The 17,320-nt window shown below is 41.2% G+C and carries 19 protein-coding genes; 13 read left to right on the top strand and 6 right to left on the bottom strand.

Going from position 1 to position 17,320, the window contains the following annotated elements; all coding sequences use genetic code 11:
* Window positions 1–2 precede the first annotated feature (2 nt).
* The 7 genes from gspH to AB4153_RS07910 all read left to right on the top strand — a co-directional run bounded on the left by gspH (window position 3) and on the right by AB4153_RS07910 (window position 5,197).
* Window positions 3–578: a type II secretion system minor pseudopilin GspH gene (gene gspH, locus AB4153_RS07940; protein ID WP_371996976.1), complete on the top strand. Its 576-nt coding sequence runs from the start codon at window positions 3–5 to the stop codon at window positions 576–578.
* Window positions 565–933, top strand: coding sequence for a type II secretion system minor pseudopilin GspI (gspI, locus tag AB4153_RS07935; RefSeq protein ID WP_102527626.1), 369 nt, complete (start codon window positions 565–567; stop codon window positions 931–933). Before gspH ends, gspI begins: the two co-directional genes overlap by 14 nt.
* Window positions 914–1,678 carry a type II secretion system minor pseudopilin GspJ gene (gene gspJ / locus AB4153_RS07930; protein WP_371996975.1) on the top strand — a complete coding sequence of 255 codons (765 nt, stop codon included), beginning with the start codon at window positions 914–916 and terminating at the stop codon, window positions 1,676–1,678. The genes gspI and gspJ overlap by 20 nt, the downstream gene beginning before the upstream one ends.
* Entirely contained in the window at window positions 1,678–2,679 is a 1,002-nt protein-coding gene (gene gspK, locus AB4153_RS07925; RefSeq protein WP_102527645.1) for a type II secretion system minor pseudopilin GspK, read from the top strand. The genes gspJ and gspK overlap by 1 nt, the downstream gene beginning before the upstream one ends.
* A gap of 63 nt (window positions 2,680–2,742) precedes the next feature.
* Window positions 2,743–3,945, top strand: coding sequence for a type II secretion system protein GspL (gene gspL / locus AB4153_RS07920; RefSeq protein ID WP_371996974.1), 1,203 nt, complete (start codon window positions 2,743–2,745; stop codon window positions 3,943–3,945).
* A gap of 1 nt (window position 3,946) precedes the next feature.
* Complete coding sequence (locus AB4153_RS07915; protein ID WP_229370248.1) at window positions 3,947–4,423, top strand: type II secretion system protein M; 477 nt, start codon at window positions 3,947–3,949, stop codon at window positions 4,421–4,423.
* Between the two features lie 12 nt (window positions 4,424–4,435).
* On the top strand, window positions 4,436–5,197 hold the full coding sequence (locus tag AB4153_RS07910; RefSeq protein WP_102527630.1) for a type II secretion system protein N: 762 nt from the start codon (window positions 4,436–4,438) through the stop codon (window positions 5,195–5,197).
* 103 nt (window positions 5,198–5,300) lie between these two features.
* On the opposite strand, the gene yrfG is transcribed toward AB4153_RS07910, so the two are convergent.
* Window positions 5,301–5,963 carry a GMP/IMP nucleotidase gene (gene yrfG, locus AB4153_RS07905; protein WP_371996973.1) on the bottom strand — a complete coding sequence of 221 codons (663 nt, stop codon included), beginning with the start codon at window positions 5,961–5,963 and terminating at the stop codon, window positions 5,301–5,303.
* Window positions 5,964–6,042: 79 nt separating this feature from the next.
* Between yrfG and nudE the strand changes: the two genes are divergently transcribed.
* The 4 genes from nudE to AB4153_RS07885 all read left to right on the top strand — a co-directional run bounded on the left by nudE (window position 6,043) and on the right by AB4153_RS07885 (window position 10,220).
* Window positions 6,043–6,591 (top strand): ADP compounds hydrolase NudE, encoded by a 549-nt coding sequence (nudE, locus tag AB4153_RS07900; protein ID WP_102527632.1) that lies wholly within the window; start codon window positions 6,043–6,045, stop codon window positions 6,589–6,591.
* Between the two features lie 111 nt (window positions 6,592–6,702).
* Window positions 6,703–7,512: a 3'(2'),5'-bisphosphate nucleotidase CysQ gene (cysQ, locus tag AB4153_RS07895; protein ID WP_102527633.1), complete on the top strand. Its 810-nt coding sequence runs from the start codon at window positions 6,703–6,705 to the stop codon at window positions 7,510–7,512.
* 177 nt (window positions 7,513–7,689) lie between these two features.
* A complete protein-coding gene (locus AB4153_RS07890; protein ID WP_371996970.1) occupies window positions 7,690–8,340 on the top strand; it encodes a TetR/AcrR family transcriptional regulator in 651 nt (216 codons plus the stop codon).
* Window positions 8,331–10,220, top strand: a complete 1,890-nt coding sequence (locus AB4153_RS07885; RefSeq protein ID WP_371996969.1) for an MFS transporter — start codon at window positions 8,331–8,333, stop codon at window positions 10,218–10,220. Before AB4153_RS07890 ends, AB4153_RS07885 begins: the two co-directional genes overlap by 10 nt.
* A 123-nt stretch (window positions 10,221–10,343) precedes the next feature.
* Here AB4153_RS07885 and mnmH read toward each other — a convergent pair whose 3' ends face one another.
* The 3 genes from mnmH to AB4153_RS07870 all read right to left on the bottom strand — a co-directional run bounded on the left by mnmH (window position 10,344) and on the right by AB4153_RS07870 (window position 13,712).
* Window positions 10,344–11,468, bottom strand: coding sequence for a tRNA 2-selenouridine(34) synthase MnmH (gene mnmH, locus AB4153_RS07880; RefSeq protein ID WP_371996967.1), 1,125 nt, complete (start codon window positions 11,466–11,468; stop codon window positions 10,344–10,346).
* Window positions 11,468–12,511 carry a selenide, water dikinase SelD gene (gene selD / locus AB4153_RS07875; RefSeq protein WP_303517129.1) on the bottom strand — a complete coding sequence of 348 codons (1,044 nt, stop codon included), beginning with the start codon at window positions 12,509–12,511 and terminating at the stop codon, window positions 11,468–11,470. The genes mnmH and selD overlap by 1 nt, the downstream gene beginning before the upstream one ends.
* 97 nt (window positions 12,512–12,608) lie before the next feature.
* Complete coding sequence (locus AB4153_RS07870; protein WP_102527638.1) at window positions 12,609–13,712, bottom strand: fatty acid desaturase; 1,104 nt, start codon at window positions 13,710–13,712, stop codon at window positions 12,609–12,611.
* A gap of 145 nt (window positions 13,713–13,857) precedes the next feature.
* Here AB4153_RS07870 and fabR point away from each other — a divergent pair, with 145 nt between their 5' ends.
* The gene (gene fabR / locus AB4153_RS07865; RefSeq protein ID WP_102527639.1) at window positions 13,858–14,472 is read left to right on the top strand and encodes an HTH-type transcriptional repressor FabR; all 615 of its coding nucleotides are present in this window, start codon (window positions 13,858–13,860) and stop codon (window positions 14,470–14,472) included.
* Window positions 14,473–14,562: 90 nt separating this feature from the next.
* Here the strand turns inward: fabR and trmA are convergent, their stop codons facing one another.
* Window positions 14,563–15,669, bottom strand: a complete 1,107-nt coding sequence (gene trmA / locus AB4153_RS07860) for a tRNA (uridine(54)-C5)-methyltransferase TrmA (RefSeq protein WP_371996965.1) — start codon at window positions 15,667–15,669, stop codon at window positions 14,563–14,565.
* A gap of 141 nt (window positions 15,670–15,810) precedes the next feature.
* Here trmA and murI point away from each other — a divergent pair, with 141 nt between their 5' ends.
* Window positions 15,811–16,602 carry a glutamate racemase gene (gene murI / locus AB4153_RS07855; protein ID WP_371996964.1) on the top strand — a complete coding sequence of 264 codons (792 nt, stop codon included), beginning with the start codon at window positions 15,811–15,813 and terminating at the stop codon, window positions 16,600–16,602.
* An 11-nt stretch (window positions 16,603–16,613) separates the two neighbouring features.
* Here murI and AB4153_RS07850 read toward each other — a convergent pair whose 3' ends face one another.
* The gene (locus AB4153_RS07850; protein WP_102527642.1) at window positions 16,614–17,072 is read right to left on the bottom strand and encodes an RNA-binding protein; all 459 of its coding nucleotides are present in this window, start codon (window positions 17,070–17,072) and stop codon (window positions 16,614–16,616) included.
* Window positions 17,073–17,320 lie beyond the last annotated feature (248 nt).

Raw genomic sequence — 17,320 nt, 5'->3', positions numbered from 1 at the left:
TAATGAACGTTAAACGCCAAGCTGGGTTCACACTGTTAGAAGTGTTACTTGTGGCGCTGCTGATGGGGTTAACCGCAGCAGCAGTGACCATGACGACCAGTACTGCAGGACCTGAGCAGGCGTTAACAAAAACGGCCAGAAAGTTTATTGCCACGACCGAATTAGTTATTGAAGAAACGATCCTTAGTGGCCAATTTCTAGGTATCGTCGTTGAAGAAGATGAATATCAGTTCGTCTACTACAAAGAAGCTCAGTGGGAGCCGTTAACAGGTGATAGACAGCTTGCACCGCAGCAAATGGAACAAGACGTCAGCATGAGTTTATTGCTCGATGGTTTGCCACTTGTGCAAGATGATGAAGAAGATGAATCTTGGTTCGATGAGCCACTGATAGATGAATCGAAAGAAGACAAAAAGAAAAACCCTGAACCACAAATATTACTTTTCCCAAGTGGGGAAATGTCGACATTTGAGCTGAGCTTTTTAACCGATGATGAAAACGGTAAAGAAGTGGAAGTCTTGGTTGTTGGTGATGCTATGGGTCGCTTGGCAATAGGAAGTTTCGATGAAGATCAGTAAAGGCATGACCTTACTTGAAGTCATCGTGGCATTAGCGGTGTTTTCTATTGCCGCTGTAGCTGTTACCAAAAGTATTGGCGACCAAATGGCGAACCTCCCCATATTGGAAGAACGTACCTTGGCGCAATGGGTGGCGAGTAATCAGATGGTTGAAGCTCGACTGCTGCAACAATTTCCTGAACTCGGGACTAAGAATGGTCAAGTTGAACTGGCAGGAAAAGATTGGTATTGGCGTCAAGAAGTGATTAAAACCACCGACGATAATTTTAGAATGATTCGCGTTTTAGTCAGTGATGAAGATAGGTTTAACCGCACCGTTGCCCAAGTGAGTAGTTATGTTCACAACGAAGGCTAAGCCACAACACAGTCAAGTAGGTTTTACCTTGCTTGAAATGCTCATCTCAATTGCTATTTTTGCCATGATAGGTTTGGCTGCAAACGCCGTGCTATCAACAGTAATGAAAAATGATGAAGCAACCAAAGAATTTTCAGTTCGACTTAAAGCCTTACAGCAAGGCTTTGGGATTATTGAACGAGATTTAGGCCAAATAGTCGCTAGAACACAGCGCGGTCTAGATGGTGAACGCACCACATCAGTATTTCAAACCGGCGACAACATGCTGGACTCAGAAACTGAAGCCTTAGTGTTTTTCCGCTTAGGCTGGCTGAATCCTGATGGCATGTTACCTCGTGGCAGCTTGCAGTCTGTTGCGTATATTGTTCAAGATGGTCGTTTAGAGCGTTGGTATTATCCATATCCTGAGCCTGAAGTCGGTGCAGAGCCGCTTAAAAGCTTGATCATTGAAGGTGTGATTTCGATTGAGTACTCATTTTTTACCGGTACTGAGTGGGAAAGAAAAGTTGATGCATCATCTTTACCTCAGGGCATTACGATGACACTTGAAATTGAAGGCTTAGGCATTATCGAAAGACGCTTCTTGTTACCTAAAGGTGGTAACAGTAGTGGTTCTGGTAACGACGGCAGCGATGGTAACGGTAATAACAACGGCAACAACAATAATGGTACCAATACTGGTAATGGTTCAGGTAACAGTGGTTCAGGCAGTAATGGCACGGGTAGCACAGGTAATGGCACATGATGAAGCAGCAATTACCAGGTATTCGTAACCAACGTGGCGTTGCTTTATTAGTGGTGTTATTGATTGTGGCATTGGTAGTGATTATTGCGACAAACATTACGAGTCGCAATCAACTGTCAATGCGACGAACCCTGAATTTGGCCCAATATGATCAAGCCTATTGGTATGCTATTTCGGCTGAAGAGTTAGCTAAAAAGATTTTAAAGCAAGACATGGAAGACAGCGATGGTACTGTGCATCGCCAACAATACTGGGCACTTGCCGATGTGATTTTTCCTGCCGATTACGGTGAAATCGGTGGTGAAATCATGGATATGCGTTCATGTTTTAATATCAATGCATTGTCGGTGACATCTACAGAAGTTGAAAACGGACAGCCTAAATTAAGTTTAGCGGCGACTCAGTATAAATCCTTATTAGTGGCCTTAGGTATGGATGACTTTGGCGCAGAAAGGCTGACTCATACATTAGTTGATTATATCGACGACGATACCGTTTCAATGCCATATGGCGCAGAAGATGCTGAGTATGAATCACGAAATGTGCCATACCGCGCCGCGAATACATTAATGAATCATCGCAGCGAACTTAGAGCTGTGATGGGATACAACCAACAAGTGTATATGACCTTATTACCTTATATCTGTGCGATTCCAGGTAATAACCAACAGTTACTGAACGTCAATACTATTGAAGTTGAGCAGGCGGCATTGTTGGTGGGTATGCTAGAAAATAAAATTAGCCAAAGTGATGCTGAAAGCCTAATTAATCAAAGGCCAGCTGATGGTTTCGAAACTGCTGCTGAGTTTTGGGAAAATAATACCCTTGCGAGCTTAGCAACGGAAAGCAATATGAAATCGAGTATTGTTGTCGATAGTAATTTCTTTTTACTAAAGGCTGGGGCGAAAGTGGATAACGCCACCTTTAGAATGGATAGCGTACTTCAGCGAAGCGGAAATAAATTTGAAGTGCTGACACGTCAATATGGCGGGCAGCAATAATGAATAAGCGTAACAACCCGCTGCAATTAACCTTGTTGGTATTGCAGCTTGTGGAGAATAACAGTGTCTGAACGGCTTTTTATCCGATTAGGAAAAACATTAGAAAGCCCTTGTTCTTGGCTAGTATGGTCAGAACAAGAGCAAGAGATCATTGCCTCAGGTGAGTTAAGTGATGCTGCCAGCTTAACCAGTTTAACTGAGCGTGCAGGTAATCGTCCGGTTGATGTTTTAGTACCAGCTTCTAGCATGACATTGACGCAAATTGAATTACCAGAAAAGAACCAACGCCAAGCATTAAAGGCATTACCTTTTATGCTGGAAGAAACAATTGCTTCTGATGTTGAAGATATGCATTTTGTTGTCGGCCCAAGAGACGGCGAACAGCTTAATGTGATTGCTGTTGCCCATGAGCAAATGCAAGATTGGATGTCATGGTTAATGGACGCTGGCATTAAGGTTAAACGTATTGTGCCGGACTGTCTCGCATTGCCATTGGAGCAATGCCGTTGGGCGGCGCTTGATATGGGTGATGAATTATTACTGCGCACAGGCGAAGGTAGTGGTGTCAGCTTACCGAAAACATGGCTGGATTTTGCATTGCCAAAACTGATGCCAGAAAAGCAACAAGATGAAGCGCCAATCAGTATTGCAGCCTACAGTGAAGATTTAGTTTTCATGGATGCTGAAGTTGAGTCTAAACCACTAGATTTACCTATGATGGTGTTAGCGAAAGGTATTTTACAATCACCAGTTAACTTACTGAGTGGGGTGTATGTACCTAAACGCGAATACAGCAAACATTTAATGCTTTGGAAAAATGTCGCGATTATTGCATTCATTGCAATTGTGCTTTCTCTAGTGAATAAAGGCCTGACTATCCATCAATTGGAAAACAGAAGCGCTGAAGTCAGACAAGAAAGTGAAGCTATATTCAAACGGGTTATTCCGAACGTTAATCGTATTGTTAATATTCGCTCGCAAATGGACTCACAACTTCGCAGCATGCAAGGGCAAGGCGGTGGAGCTGCTTTCTTCGAAATGCTAGATGGTTTACGCGGTTCATTTGAACAAGTACCAGATTTAAAGCCAAACTCATTGCGTTTTGATGCCAACCGCAATGAACTGCGGATGCAGGTCACTGCTAAGACCTATGATCAAGTGGATAAGTTTAAAGAGCTAGTTGAAGTGCGCTACGACTTAGACATGGGCGCAATTAATAGCGGTGAAGATGCAGTGAATACAACCCTGACATTGAGAGGCAAATAAGATGGAAAATTTGCAAAACTGGTGGAAAGGCTTAGTGCTTCGTGAGCAACAGTTAGTTGCCTGCTGTGGTGTGTTTGTTGTTATTGGTATTTTATATTGGGGTATTTGGAGCCCAATATCCTCAGCGGCTGAAAATGCTGAAATGCGCCACCAATCAGAATTACAAACATTAAATTATGTAAAACAAACTGCAAATAAAATCGCAGGTCTGAAGCAATCGGGGTCCAGACCGACTGCAAGTGGTAGTTTAAGTTCTGTGGTGAATCAGCTAGCGGGTCAATATAAGTTAGAGATTACTCGGATGCAGCCACAAGGCGATAAAATTCAATTGTGGATGGATGATGTTCCGTTTGACAGCTTGTTGAATTACTTACATGAGTTAGTCGAGAAGAAAGGCTTAACCCTTGAAAGTGTTGATTTATCTGAGTCTGATCTTGCAGGTTTTGTCAAAGTACGTCGTATTCAGCTGTCTAAGTAAGCAGGTATTGTAGTGAGTTTGATTAAGAAAATTATAATTGGCGTATTCATCTACCTCATTTTCATGGTGGTGTATATTCCAGCTAATTGGGTTGTAGGCATTGCGCCACTGCCAAATAATATCAAAGTGAGCGGAGTATCTGGCACCTTGTGGCAGGGCAGTGCTGAACTTGTGTCTATTGACCGACGCCTAATCGAACAAGTGAACTGGGATTTAAACCCATGGGCTTTGTTTATTGGTAGCGTCAATGTTGATCTACAAATTGGTAGCCGTGCGACACCAGTCAGTGGTCAAGGCGATATCAGTTGGTCTCTGTCAGGGATTTCGGCTGATAATTTACGCTTTGAAGCGCCTAACCAATTTTTATTGGGTAATGCTCGCCTACCGTTTAGAACTAAAGTCGCCGGTGATGTCAGCTTGATTGTGGAACGTCTTGAGCAAGGTGAACCATGGTGTGAACAGTTATCAGGTAAGTTATTTTTAAATCGAATTGATGTGAATAACCAGTTTGGTAAATATCCGCTAGGTGATATTGCGTTGGGTTTAAGCTGTGTTGACGGTATGGTGCAATTAAATACTGACGATAGCATGAACAAGATGGGTATCGAAGGTATTGCAACATTGGGTGAAAGTAACCGTTTTTCGGTCAGCGCTAAAATTAAACCAACACCTGAACAGCCAGAAGATCTAACCCAAGCGTTATCATTTTTGGGTAAACAGGATAGCCAAGGTTATTACCCAATTAATTATAATGGTGTGATTCCTGGGTTGTAATCCACTGCTGTAAAATAGCAATTAAAAAGGCATGTTGAATAACATGCCTTTTTTGATCTTATCGCTTAGAGAGCGACACACTCATCAATCGTCATTCTCGGCGTTAACCTAATAAATCCTGATGTAACATTTGATAATCATGAATTGCTGGAAAGTCAAAAAAGTCATTGTGTGGTTTTTTGCTGTCGGGGTTTGAAATACCTAATTGAAAACCAATCCCCGCCTTTTTTGAAGCCTCAAGAATATGTTCGTTATCGTCAACAAATAAGCAGCGGCTTGGATTCAACTTAAACTGCTTAATTGCATGCTGCCAAAATAATGGGTGTTCTTTTGGGTAACCCGTTTCGTGGCTTGAAAAAGTCGCATCTAATCCATGGGCTAAGTCAGTATGTGCTAATTTCAACTCCAGGCTTTTAGGATGAGCATTGGTCATTAAAATTCGCTGCTTGCCAGCTTTGTGCAGTGCTTGTAAGAATGGCATGCTGTCTTGGCGCATTTGAATACGTTCAACCAGCGAATAGTGCAGGGTTAAAATATCTAACCCAAGTTGTTGCTGCCAATAATCAATACAATACCAGTCAAGTGTGCCTTCCACTTTATGGTATGACTGTTCAACCAATTTCTGTGCTTCCGCCACAGAAATCTGTCTTTGCTGGCTAAGTTGCTGTGGCACTAAAGTTAACCAAAAATGGTTATCGAAGTGCAAATCGAGCAAAGTGCCATCCATATCAAGTAAAACCGTGTCTATCTTATGCCAAGGAAACATGAAAATTCCAGTTGTAGAATATAGCTAGGATAGTAAGATTGTAACTTGTCTAAGTAAATTCGTCATATATGAGGCCTTAATGACAACTCGACATAAAAAGCCTGAAATCTTACATCGTGAGATTGTAGCGAAAAGTCGCTTGTTTCAAATTGAACAACTCCACCTTAAGTTTTCCAATGGTGTTGAGCGTCAATATGAAAGAATGAGTGGCGGCAGTCGTGGTGCGGTGATGATTGTTCCCGTGCATGAAGGCAAGTTGTTGTTAGCTAAAGAATATGCAGCAGGCACTGATAATTATGAACTCGGCTTTCCTAAAGGCTTAATCGACCCAGGCGAAACTGGGATTGAAGCTGCGAACCGTGAACTGCAAGAAGAAATCGGTTTTGCCAGTAACAAGCTGACTTTATTAAAAGAACTGAGTTTAGCCCCAGGTTACTTTGCGAGTAAGATGCAGATTTTCATCGCTGAAGATTTATATGAAAGTACCCTTGAAGGTGATGAACCAGAACCAATAGAAGTGATTCCTTTTCCGTTAGAGAAGTGGAAAAACTTACTCGATGATGCAGATTTTTCTGAGTCGAGAAGTGTCAGTGCGCTATTTCTTGCACAGCAGTTTTTAGCAAAGTAGTCGTTATAAAGTAAAATAAAAACAAAATATTAGCCTAAGTTAACTACAAAAATGCCTTAATTTGGTCTAACTTGACAGTATTCAGCGTATTATTTGGCGATTGGAGTCGTTATGAAGCCAGAAGAAGTAATTGAACAAGTCATCACTATTGCCACCGAGGCAGGTCAAAAAATTCGCGACATTTATGTCAAAGGTGATTTTGATCGAGAAATAAAATCAGATAATACCCCAGTGACTTCTGCAGACTTAGCAGCAAATGAGATCATTTGTGCTGGTTTAGCAGCGTTGACACCTGATATTCCTATTCTTAGTGAAGAAGCTGCTGATATTGCTTTTTCTGAACGTGCTGAATGGCAGCGTTACTGGCTGGTTGATCCTTTAGATGGTACCGGTGAGTTTATCGCTGGTAGTGGTGACTTTTCCGTTATTATCGCACTGGTAGAACATAACCGTCCTGTAATGGGAGTCGTTTATGTGCCAATGACGAAAGTCTGTTACTACGCCATTGCAGGCTTAGGTGCCTATAAACGTGATAGCAAAAATGAAGTGCGTATTACCAGCCGACAAATTAATAGTATTGAAGAATCAGGATTAAAACTGGCAGTTAGCCGTCGTCAAGATCCGCAGTCAGTGCTTAAGTTATTAAGTCATCCAAACAGCTGCGAACTCGTGGTGTTAGGTGGAGCGGCATTAAAAAGTTGCTTAGTGGCTGAAGGGCGAGCTGATTGTTATGTCCGCCTTGGACCTACAGGTGAATGGGACACTGGTGCAGCACAGATTATTTTGGAAGAAGCTGGCGGTGCATTAATGGATATTAACCTTCAGCCAATGACCTACAATGAACGTGAAACATTAGAAAACCCTAACTTTATTGTTGTAGGTAGCCCGAGTTTAGCGTGGGATGATATTTTAACCACCTAATTATCGTGTAAAGTCAGTTGCCTCGTTTCATCATCTAAGCCCTCTGTTGAGGGCTTTTTTGTGTCATTTTTTCGATAATATTTATTAGAAGATTAAAAATAAACTTATTATGAACATTGTTTTTTATTTTGTTTGTTGTTAGGTTAGCAACACTAACCGCATAAATGGAGTTACCTGATGGCAAGAAGGAAAGAACATACTCATGGTGAAATCCATGATATGGCCATTAAATCAGTGATGCAGTATCTACACATTGCCTCGCTTGAAAGTTTGAGTCTACGTAAAGTCGCCACCGATATTGGTTATGCGCCAAGTACGTTGATTAATATTTTTGGCAGCTATCAGCAGTTATTATTATCGGTATCTGAACAGGTATTGATTGATTTGTTCGAGCACTTAACCTCATCGACATCAGATGAAATAAATCATAATCACTCGCCAATACACGCCACCGAGCAAGCTCAAGCTTCAATTGAGCTCATGGCGCATCGCTATTACCAGTTTGCTAACGAGCACCGAGTTTGTTTTAAACTGGTCTTTGAACTGTCTGCGCCAGAAGGCGTATCACTGTCATCAAATCATCAGCAAGCCATTGATACGCTATTCAGTTTAGTTTCAGAGCAGCTAACCGCCTTGTTTCCAAAAGCAGATCACGCAGAGATTATAATGATGAGTCGTGTGTTATGGGGCGGGATCCATGGATTAACATGCCTTGGAATAGATGGAAAATTATTTACTGATCAAACCGCATTACCCGCGATGCTCAGTAGTCATGTTCATGGATATTTATTAGGTATGACTCAAGAAAAGGAGCTTTCATGTTGTTAACTAAACGCTTTCTTCCTTATTTTGTCACGCAGTGCTTAGGGGCACTGAATGACAATATCTATAAGAATGTATTGTTATTACTGGTGACATATAGCCAAGTGAGTGAACTACCTATCAGCGTCAATATGTTTGTTAATTTGGCTGCAGGTGTTTTCATTTTGCCATTTTTCTTGTTTTCCGCTCATGCGGGGATGGTGGCAGATAATATGGATAAAGCGATGTTGATCCGCAGACTCAAGTTGCTTGAGTTGATCATCATGTCTTGCGCTGCGGTGGCCATTTTGACTCAAAGTTATTTAGTGATGTTATTACTGCTCTTTATGATGGGTAGTCAGTCAGCCTATTTTGGCCCTGTTAAGTATTCTTTGTTGCCACAGACGTTAAAAGAAAGTGAGTTAGTAACTGGAAATGCCTGGGTAGAAATGGGCACGTTTATATCGATTTTAGTCGGGACATTATCAGCAGGTTTAATTGTTGCCAGTGACCATAGCTTAATCGGTGCAGCGACGATTGTTGTGACATTATCAGTTATTGGCTACCTTTGCAGTCGCGCAATTCCAGCATTACCGCCACAAGGTAAAATCGATAAAATTAGATTTACCCCTTTATCTGGTACATGGCAAAGCATTGCAAAAGTGAGGAAAACGCCAGGTATTTGGATGGCTATTCTGGCCATCAGTTGGTTTTGGTTTCTGGGTGCGACTTACCTGACCCAGTTTCCTAATTTTGCCAAATTGCACTTACATGCAGATGCGACAGTCGTGTCTTTACTACTGGCCTTGTTCTCTATTGGTATCGCAGTAGGTTCGTGGATTTGTGAACGTGTGTCTTACGGTCATGTTGAGTTAGGTGTTTTACCTTTTGGTGTATTGGGTTTAACCGTATTTGGTGTGGATTTAATTTTTGCTATTCCGCCTGCTCCAGCAGATTTAAGTTTTGTTTATAGCTTTAGTAGTTTCATTAGTGACTCGCAGCACTATAGGGTAATGGCTGATTTGTTTATGGTTGGCCTTAGCGGTGGCTTGTTCATTGTCCCTCTATACGCTTTTATTCAATCACGCGCCGCAAAAGATGAATGTGCACAAGCTATTGCAGCCAACAACATAATTAATGCGTTGTTTATGGTTGTTGCAGCCATCTTGTCGATTATCTTACTTGGCGTACTAGAATGGAGCATTCCAGATTTATTCTTGCTGCTGGCCGCGATGAATACTGTCGTTGCACTATACGTGTATTCACAGGTCCCTGAATTTGCTCAGCGCTTTATTAGCTATTTACTGAGTCACTTCATGTATCGCGTTAAGGTGAATGGCCGGATACATATTCCTGCGCAAGGGGCAGGGGTTATTGTGTGTAATCATGTCAGTTATGTTGATGCGTTAATTATTATGGGATCCTCTACACGACCGATTCGTTTTGTAATGGATAAATCCATTAGCGAAATACCATTACTTAAGTACTTATTTCGTCATGCAGGCGTGATCCCAATTTGTTCGCCGAAAAAATGTAAAGCAACCTATGAAAATGCATTTGAGCAAATTCATCATGCCTTGAACAACGAAGAGTTAGTGTGCATCTTCCCTGAGGGACGTTTATCAGTAGATGGAGACATCGCTGAGTTTAGACCAGGGGTTGAGCGAATACTGGGAAAAGACCCTGTGACAGTAATCCCAATGTCGTTAAGTGGCTTATGGGGCTCTTACTTCAGTCATAAAGGGGGGCACGCGTTAACAACACGTCCGAAGCGTTTCTGGTCGAAAGTGGAAGTGAATATAGGCGAAGCTGTTGACGGCGTTACGTTAGGCCGACATGGTTTACATCAAAACGTGAGTGAACTGTTTAATGCAAGCTTGAAGTCGGATGATATAACTAAGGCCTAGGCCCTCAGAGCTGCGGTTAATTCAATGCCGTTAGAAAGTAATGATCTTATAAAGTAATGACCTTGGATAGAATAAAGCGCCCTTATGAATAAGGGCGTTTTTCTTTGTGTGTTAGCTAGAATATTAGCGTGATAAGGAAATATTCGAATGACCTTTAGAAGATAACCAATCATGAATGGCTTGATGGTCACCACTAAAAATTACTCTTTGCTGTTTCTTCGATAATTGATATTGATACATTGGGTCATAGTAATGACGCAGAAGGCTGGTTATCCAATCAAAGTGAGCTGATAAGTCATTACGATTAAATTGACTGTTGATGGCTTGTTCAATCAAGGTCGTTAACTCAGCATGCTGTTGTCCGCCTAAGCGCTTTTTAATACTATTTACGCTATTCAGTAAGTATTCGCTAAAGGCATGTTGACCTGCTTCAGCGCCAAAACGGTTAATGTATGCTGCTGATTTGTCCGCGACATAGGCTTTATGTAATCGGTTAAGGCGATTTTGAAAAGACTCTTCCAACACTATGATAGGGCTACGCTGCATGGCTTGATAGAATACCTGTGGTATAGCTGAGCGCCCAATGAGGTAGCTCTCATCTTCTAACAAGGTAAAAGTACTCGCTATGTGTTGTTGCTTGAGTAGTTTTATCGCCAAATTGTTCTCAAAGTTAATTTGAGTGGGCTGCGGGTCAATATTTTTACCAAAGCTTGAACCACGATGGTTAGCTAGACCTTCTAAGTCTATTGCTTCATGACGTTGCAACAATAAATCTGTTTTACCACTGCCGGTAATACCACTTAATATCAGTAAAGGTTGTTCAGTCGATGCCTGTTCGATTGTCTTAATCAAATATTGGCGCATGGCCTTATATCCGCCTTCAATATACGGAATATCAATACCGGCTTCTTTTATCCATTGTTGACTTAGTTTCGAGCGAAGCCCACCCCGAAAACAATACAGGTAAGCGTTAGGGTGAGCAGCTATATATTGCTGCCATGCTTCTATGCGCTGCTGTTTAGTGTTGCCATTAACGAGACTATGTCCAAGTGCTATCGCAGCATCTTGGCCATGTAGTTTATAGCAAGTGCCTACTTGTTTACGTTCATCATCAGTCATTAGTCCGATATTAGTCGAACGGCCAAATGCACCTTTAATAAACTCAACAGGCGCACGCACATCAAGTAAAGGCACATCTTCTATGAAGATGCGTTGATATTCGCTGTCGGCAATCATATTTACTGCCATTAGAGTATGTTCACCAAAGGTAAAGTTGGAGCAGTAAGCGATAGCTCACCAATGCAAATAGGCGCTATGTCTTGCTCTAAAAGACAGCTAATGAGCGCTTGCTCTGCAGCGGTTGATACCGATATAAGTAAGCCGCCGCTGGTTTGTGGATCGCATAAAATGGCTTTTTGTTTATCTGATAATGAGCCGAGGTGTTGTTTGTAACTATCAAAATTTCGCTGAGTGCCACCAGGGACGCAACCTAGATCCAGGTAGTGTTCAGCTTTGTCTAAAAGTGGAATCTGTTCAAAAGACAATGTCGCTGAGAGGTTTGCTCCTTGGCATACTTCAATTAAATGACCTGCTAGACCAAAACCTGTGACGTCGGTTAATGCATTAACGCCGTTAATATTAGCGATACTCTGGCCAACTTTATTGAGCTGACACATGGCATTGATGGCAATCTGACTATCGGCTTCAGCCAGTTTTTTCTGCTTCTGTGCAGTGGTGAGAATACCGATGCCAATAGGCTTAGTCAGATACAGTTTATCTCCAGCCTGTGCTTGGTCATTACGTTTAAGTTTAGACAGTGGAATTTGTCCAGTGACAGCTAATCCAAAAATAGGTTCAGGAGCATCAATACTGTGGCCGCCGGCAAGCATAATGCCAGCGTCAGCGCAGGCTTTTCTTCCACCTTCAATGACTTTCTGTGCAACTTCAGCTGGTAAGGTATTCACTGGCCAGCCCAGTATAGCAATAGCCATAATAGGTGTGCCGCCCATGGCATAAATATCACTGATGGCATTAGTGGCTGCAATACGACCAAAGGTAAAAGGGTCATCAACAATCGGCATGAAAAAATCAGTGGTACTGATAATCCCAGTTTCTTGGTTTAGCTGATATACGGCGGCATCATCACGGCTCAGATTGCCTACAAGTAAATTGGGATCGGTAAAAGCTGGAATATCACTGGCTAGAATGGTGCTAAGTACTTGAGGGGAAATCTTACAACCACAACCTGCGCCATGACTGTATTCGGTGAGTTTAATATCGGTTTCTGCCATGAAATGAATAACCTGTTATGAACATCGATTATCCATCATAAACACAAACGGCTACCTTGCAAGGTAGCCGTTTCACATTAATGACAATCGCTTAGTGTTAATAAGCAGCAGTAATGTTATTCCAATTTTTCTTTTGAGCTAACAAGCGTGCTTTTAACTCTTCAACTTGCAAGTTGAGCTGTTGATAGCTCAGCTGTTTACTTTTGGCCTCAATCAAACTCTTTTTAGCTTGGTAATATTCCATTAAGTGTTGCTTCATTAGATCGTATTCTGCTTGAAAATTCGCAATGATCTCATCACAGTTTGGTAAATGAGCCACTTTGTCTTGTGCCCTGAGTAACTGCATCTGCAATTTTGCACTTTCAATACGTTCTTGTGGTACCACACGTAAATCTGTGGCTAACCCAGCCCAATACATCGATTTGATTAACCATTTGGTTGGGTCGTAATGCCACCATTTAATCCCATTACGGTAATCATTTTCGAAAATATGGTGGAAATTATGATAACCCTCACCATAAGTTAATAATGCGATAACGCCATTATCACGCGCGGTATTCTTATTTGTATATGGCTGGCTTCCCCAGATGTGGGCAAGTGAGTTAATAAAGAATGTGCAGTGATGTACGACAACAAGGCGAAGTAAGCCTGCCATGAGTACCATCGAAATAATGTCGCCGTTTAGCCAACCTAAAAAAGCAGGTAAGCCAATATTCATCAATACCACTAATGACAAGTAATGTTTATGCTGCCACATAACGATGGCATCTTTTTGCAAGTCACGAACATTATTGTAATCGTGGTAACGACTGGCTTGGTATTCTCTTAGCATCCAACCGATGTGGCTATACCAAAAGCCTTTTTTAGCGGAATAAGGATCTTTATCGTTATTGTCCACATGCTTATGGTGAATACGGTGATCAGAAGACCAATGTAATGCACTATTTTGCAGTGCAAGAGCACCGCCTAAAGCGAATAGAAAACGCATCACTGGATGTGCTTTATAAGCTTTATGCGACCATAATCTATGATAACCCGCAGTAATAGATAGACCGCTAGCAAAAGCGAGGATAACAAAGGCAACCCATTCAATCGCTTCAAAGCCATGAGTCATACCACGCCAAGGAACTAGCGTGATTGCACCCAGTAAGGTGAGTGCGAAAAGAGATGTATTTAACCAAATAATCGGTGGTTTTTTCATTAAGATGTTCCAAAAAACTTATTGGGCGTACAGTTGTACGCCAATTTAACTTACCCTTATTCTGTGGTCAAGCTTTGAAGGGCTGTGTTTCTCTGATAAAAACGGTATTATCTGTGCATTAACATTTACTAAATGGATTCTATACATGGGTGTAAGAGCATTACAGAAAGAAAAAACCCGTCGTGCATTGGTAGATGCCGCTTTTAATCAACTCAGTGCTGAGCGTAGCTTTTCAAGTTTGAGTTTACGCGAAGTTGCAAGGGAAGCAGGGATTGCACCAACCTCTTTTTATCGTCATTTTAAAGACATGAATGAGTTAGGTCTGACAATGGTTGACGAAGGTGGATTAACCTTAAGACAAATGATGCGCAAAGGAAGACAACGTGCTGAAGCTGGTGGCAGTGTTATTCGTATTTCTGTCGACACATTTGTGGAAGTGCTAGAGTCAAATCCAAACGTGTTTCGTATTCTTTTGCACGAACGTTCTGGTACTTCAGCTGCATTTCGTGCAGCAGTGGCAAGAGAAATAGAACATTTTATCTCTGAACTATCTCATTATACTGAAGCCACAGCAGGGCGAACGCCAATGTTAGCCAGAGTTCAGGCTGAGGCTTTGGTGACGTTAGTGTTTAACGCTGGCGCATCGGCTTTAGATATGAAACGTGCAGATAGAAAAGTATTAGCAGATCATCTGGTACTTCAACTGCGTATGGTTGCTAAAGGTGCTGAAGCCTTGCAACATAAAGTCGAAACTAAGTAAGGTTCTATTTCATTAGTTGAGATACAAAAAAGCGGCGTTGTGATATCACAACGCCGCTTTTTTGATTTTTATATCCGATTAAGCAGGTATTTAGGCATTTATTTTACGTTCTAATAAAACACCCGATTCCATATGATGGGTATATGGGAACTGATCAAATAAAGCGAAACGAGTGATCTCGTGGGTACGACTTAAAGTCGCTAAATTTTCCTTCAAGGTTTCTGGATTACAAGAAATGTATAAGATGCGATCGTAGTTTTGCATTAACGACAGTGTATCGTCATCAATACCCGCACGTGGAGGGTCTACAAAAATAGTATTGCAATCATAGCTGTCTAAATCGATACCTTCTAAACGTCGGTAAGTACGTTTCTTCGCCATCGCGTCACTAAAATCTTCTGCTGACATACGAATGATTTGTAAATTCTCGATGTTATTAATGGCGATGTTGTACTGAGCGGCATCGACAGAGGGTTTAGCCAATTCGGTGGCAAGTACGCGATCAAAATTAGGCGCAAGAGCAATGGTGAAATTACCATTACCACAGTAAAGCTCTAATAAATCACCCGTACTGTCTTTTGTCGCTGAAATTGCCCATTCCAACATTTTCACAGAAACTTTAGCATTTGGTTGGGTAAAGCTATTTTCAATTTGCTTGTATTTAAGCTCGTTACCATCGACTGTTAACGTTTCGACGACGAAGTCTTTATCTAAATCAATTTTTTGCTTACGTGCGCGGCCAATAAAGTTAACGTTAAACTTGGCGGATAAACGTTGTTTCATTTGCTCTGCTTGAGCACGCCATTCATCGTTAAGTTGACGGTGATAAAGCAACGAAACCAATATTTCACCACTTAGGGTTGATAAAAAATCGACTTGGAAAAGTTTAAAGCGTAAATCATGATTGGGACGTAGCTCTTCCATTAATGCTGTCATTACCTCATTAATGAGCTTTCCAGCAGGAAGATATTGCTCACAACGTACTTTTTCATTCAATGCTTTATCAAACATGTAATAGTATAAGTCGTCGCCATCATGCCACACTCGAAATTCTGCACGCATGCGGTAATTTGTAGGTTCCGAAGCGAAAACTTCTAAACTAGGCGGAGTAAACTCGGCAAAGGTCTGTTCAAGCTTGATACGCTTTTCTTCGAGTTGCGCATCATAGTTTTTAGGATCCATTGCAGCTAAATTCATTTTGTTCCACCATAGGCTGTAAATTAAGGGCGCAAATATTATACTACACACCGCTGATGTCCAGCGGATTGGCGTGTTCTTCGAAGATTAAGTCAAAATATAATCGAATTCTTATTAATAACCACTCAAACGGAGATTATCTTGGTCGGTCCCATACTCGTTTTTGATTCAGGCATAGGTGGTTTATCAGTGTTTGACCACATACATAGTCAACTACCACAACATGACATTTATTACTTATTTGATAATGCCCGTCTTCCTTATGGCGATCTTAATGAGCAAGAATTGATTCATGGCTGTGTCGAACTGATTGTAAGACAGGTCAAAGCAATTAGGGCATCAATCGTAGTGGTTGCCTGTAACAGTGCAAGCACCTTAGTGCTGCCAGAATTAAGAAAGCAGTTGGATATACCGGTTGTTGGAGTGGTACCAGCCATAAAGCCAGCAGCGTTAATTTCAATAACACGACATATTGGTTTGCTTGCAACGCCAGGTACAGTGACAAGACAATATACTCAAGATTTAATTGATTCCTTTGCTAGCGATTGCAAAGTGACTTTAGTTGGAACGTCTGATTTAGTGTTAATAGCAGAGGCGAAAGCGCAAAGAAAAACTGTCGACATAAATCAAATAGAAAAAATCTTGGCACCTATAAAGGCAACAGATATAGATACGCTGGTATTGGGTTGTACTCACTTTCCTTTATTGCAGCAAGAAATCGATCAAGTGCTCCAACAAAAAGTGATGTTATTAGATTCTGGTGATGCGGTAGCAGCAAGAGTACTGTCATTTATCGAAGCGAACGAAGAACAATTCATTACTAAGAAAGGAAACTTGCAAGCAGGTTTTACGAAGGATATAGATTTAGGACTGGAAATGACATTAGCTGACTACGGTTTTACACAATTACAGCGGATTACCGTAGCCAACTAAATAAGGTCAAACTAACTATCTTTATTTTGATCTGCAGGATCAGACTCTTGAGATTTAGCTTCTCGTACTTTTAAAGTACGTTCTTGGAAACTGTAATCATTCAATTTGTTCATCGCTTTTTTCGCGCCAGCTTCTGACATTTCGACGAAACCGAAACCTTTGCGACGACCAGTCTTTCTATCACGTACTAAGCGAACTGAATTAACTGGTCCGTATTCACCGAAAAGTGATTTAACTTCACCCTCGTGTACACGATATGGAAGGTTACCAACATAAAGTGTCATCGTTGGGCCAACATAAGGTTCATTTGAACCTGCAGCAGATGAAGATGGTGCGAAAGTAAAAATAAGACTAGCTAACATTGCACCTGCGATAAAAGACACAACAAGTTGAACATTGGTAGAAAGAGCATAAATGATGACTGCGCCAATTAGCGCCGTAATTAAGGTAATAACAAATGACTTCTGCATAAGTTTGTCTCTAATAAAAATGAAAAATGATAAATATCTGTTAAAAAGCATAGCTATGGTAATGAATTATTGGCACTTTCACCATAGTCTGATGAAAAAATGAGCTCAAAACACAATAAAAACTCCGTAGCACTATATTAAAGTAGAATAAAATCGCCTTAATAATACTCATAACAGTCAAAAATAAAACGATCTGTGCAAAAGTTCTTCGTTCGATCGTTTTTCTTTAAAAAAGCCCTTGCGGTGTT

The sequence above is a fragment of the Shewanella sp. 10N.286.52.E4 genome (assembly GCF_041468785.1).
GTDB classification, from domain to species: Bacteria; Pseudomonadota; Gammaproteobacteria; order Enterobacterales; family Shewanellaceae; genus Shewanella; species Shewanella electrodiphila.
This window is presented reverse-complemented; position numbering and strand designations above follow the sequence as displayed.

Coding starts and splice junctions, on each gene's coding strand:
- trmA (WP_371996965.1), bottom strand. CDS start 15,669: ATGAATTTAGCTGCAATGGATCCTAAAAACTATGATGCGCAACTCGAA.
- AB4153_RS07885 (WP_371996969.1), top strand. CDS start 8,331: ATGTTGTTAACTAAACGCTTTCTTCCTTATTTTGTCACGCAGTGCTTA.
- fabR (WP_102527639.1), top strand. CDS start 13,858: ATGGGTGTAAGAGCATTACAGAAAGAAAAAACCCGTCGTGCATTGGTA.
- yrfG (WP_371996973.1), bottom strand. CDS start 5,963: ATGTTTCCTTGGCATAAGATAGACACGGTTTTACTTGATATGGATGGC.
- AB4153_RS07915 (WP_229370248.1), top strand. CDS start 3,947: ATGGAAAATTTGCAAAACTGGTGGAAAGGCTTAGTGCTTCGTGAGCAA.
- gspJ (WP_371996975.1), top strand. CDS start 914: ATGTTCACAACGAAGGCTAAGCCACAACACAGTCAAGTAGGTTTTACC.
- cysQ (WP_102527633.1), top strand. CDS start 6,703: ATGAAGCCAGAAGAAGTAATTGAACAAGTCATCACTATTGCCACCGAG.
- mnmH (WP_371996967.1), bottom strand. CDS start 11,468: ATGGCAGTAAATATGATTGCCGACAGCGAATATCAACGCATCTTCATA.
- gspH (WP_371996976.1), top strand. CDS start 3: ATGAACGTTAAACGCCAAGCTGGGTTCACACTGTTAGAAGTGTTACTT.
- gspK (WP_102527645.1), top strand. CDS start 1,678: ATGAAGCAGCAATTACCAGGTATTCGTAACCAACGTGGCGTTGCTTTA.
- AB4153_RS07890 (WP_371996970.1), top strand. CDS start 7,690: ATGGCAAGAAGGAAAGAACATACTCATGGTGAAATCCATGATATGGCC.
- AB4153_RS07850 (WP_102527642.1), bottom strand. CDS start 17,072: ATGCAGAAGTCATTTGTTATTACCTTAATTACGGCGCTAATTGGCGCA.
- gspI (WP_102527626.1), top strand. CDS start 565: ATGAAGATCAGTAAAGGCATGACCTTACTTGAAGTCATCGTGGCATTA.
- selD (WP_303517129.1), bottom strand. CDS start 12,511: ATGGCAGAAACCGATATTAAACTCACCGAATACAGTCATGGCGCAGGT.
- nudE (WP_102527632.1), top strand. CDS start 6,043: ATGACAACTCGACATAAAAAGCCTGAAATCTTACATCGTGAGATTGTA.
- AB4153_RS07870 (WP_102527638.1), bottom strand. CDS start 13,712: ATGAAAAAACCACCGATTATTTGGTTAAATACATCTCTTTTCGCACTC.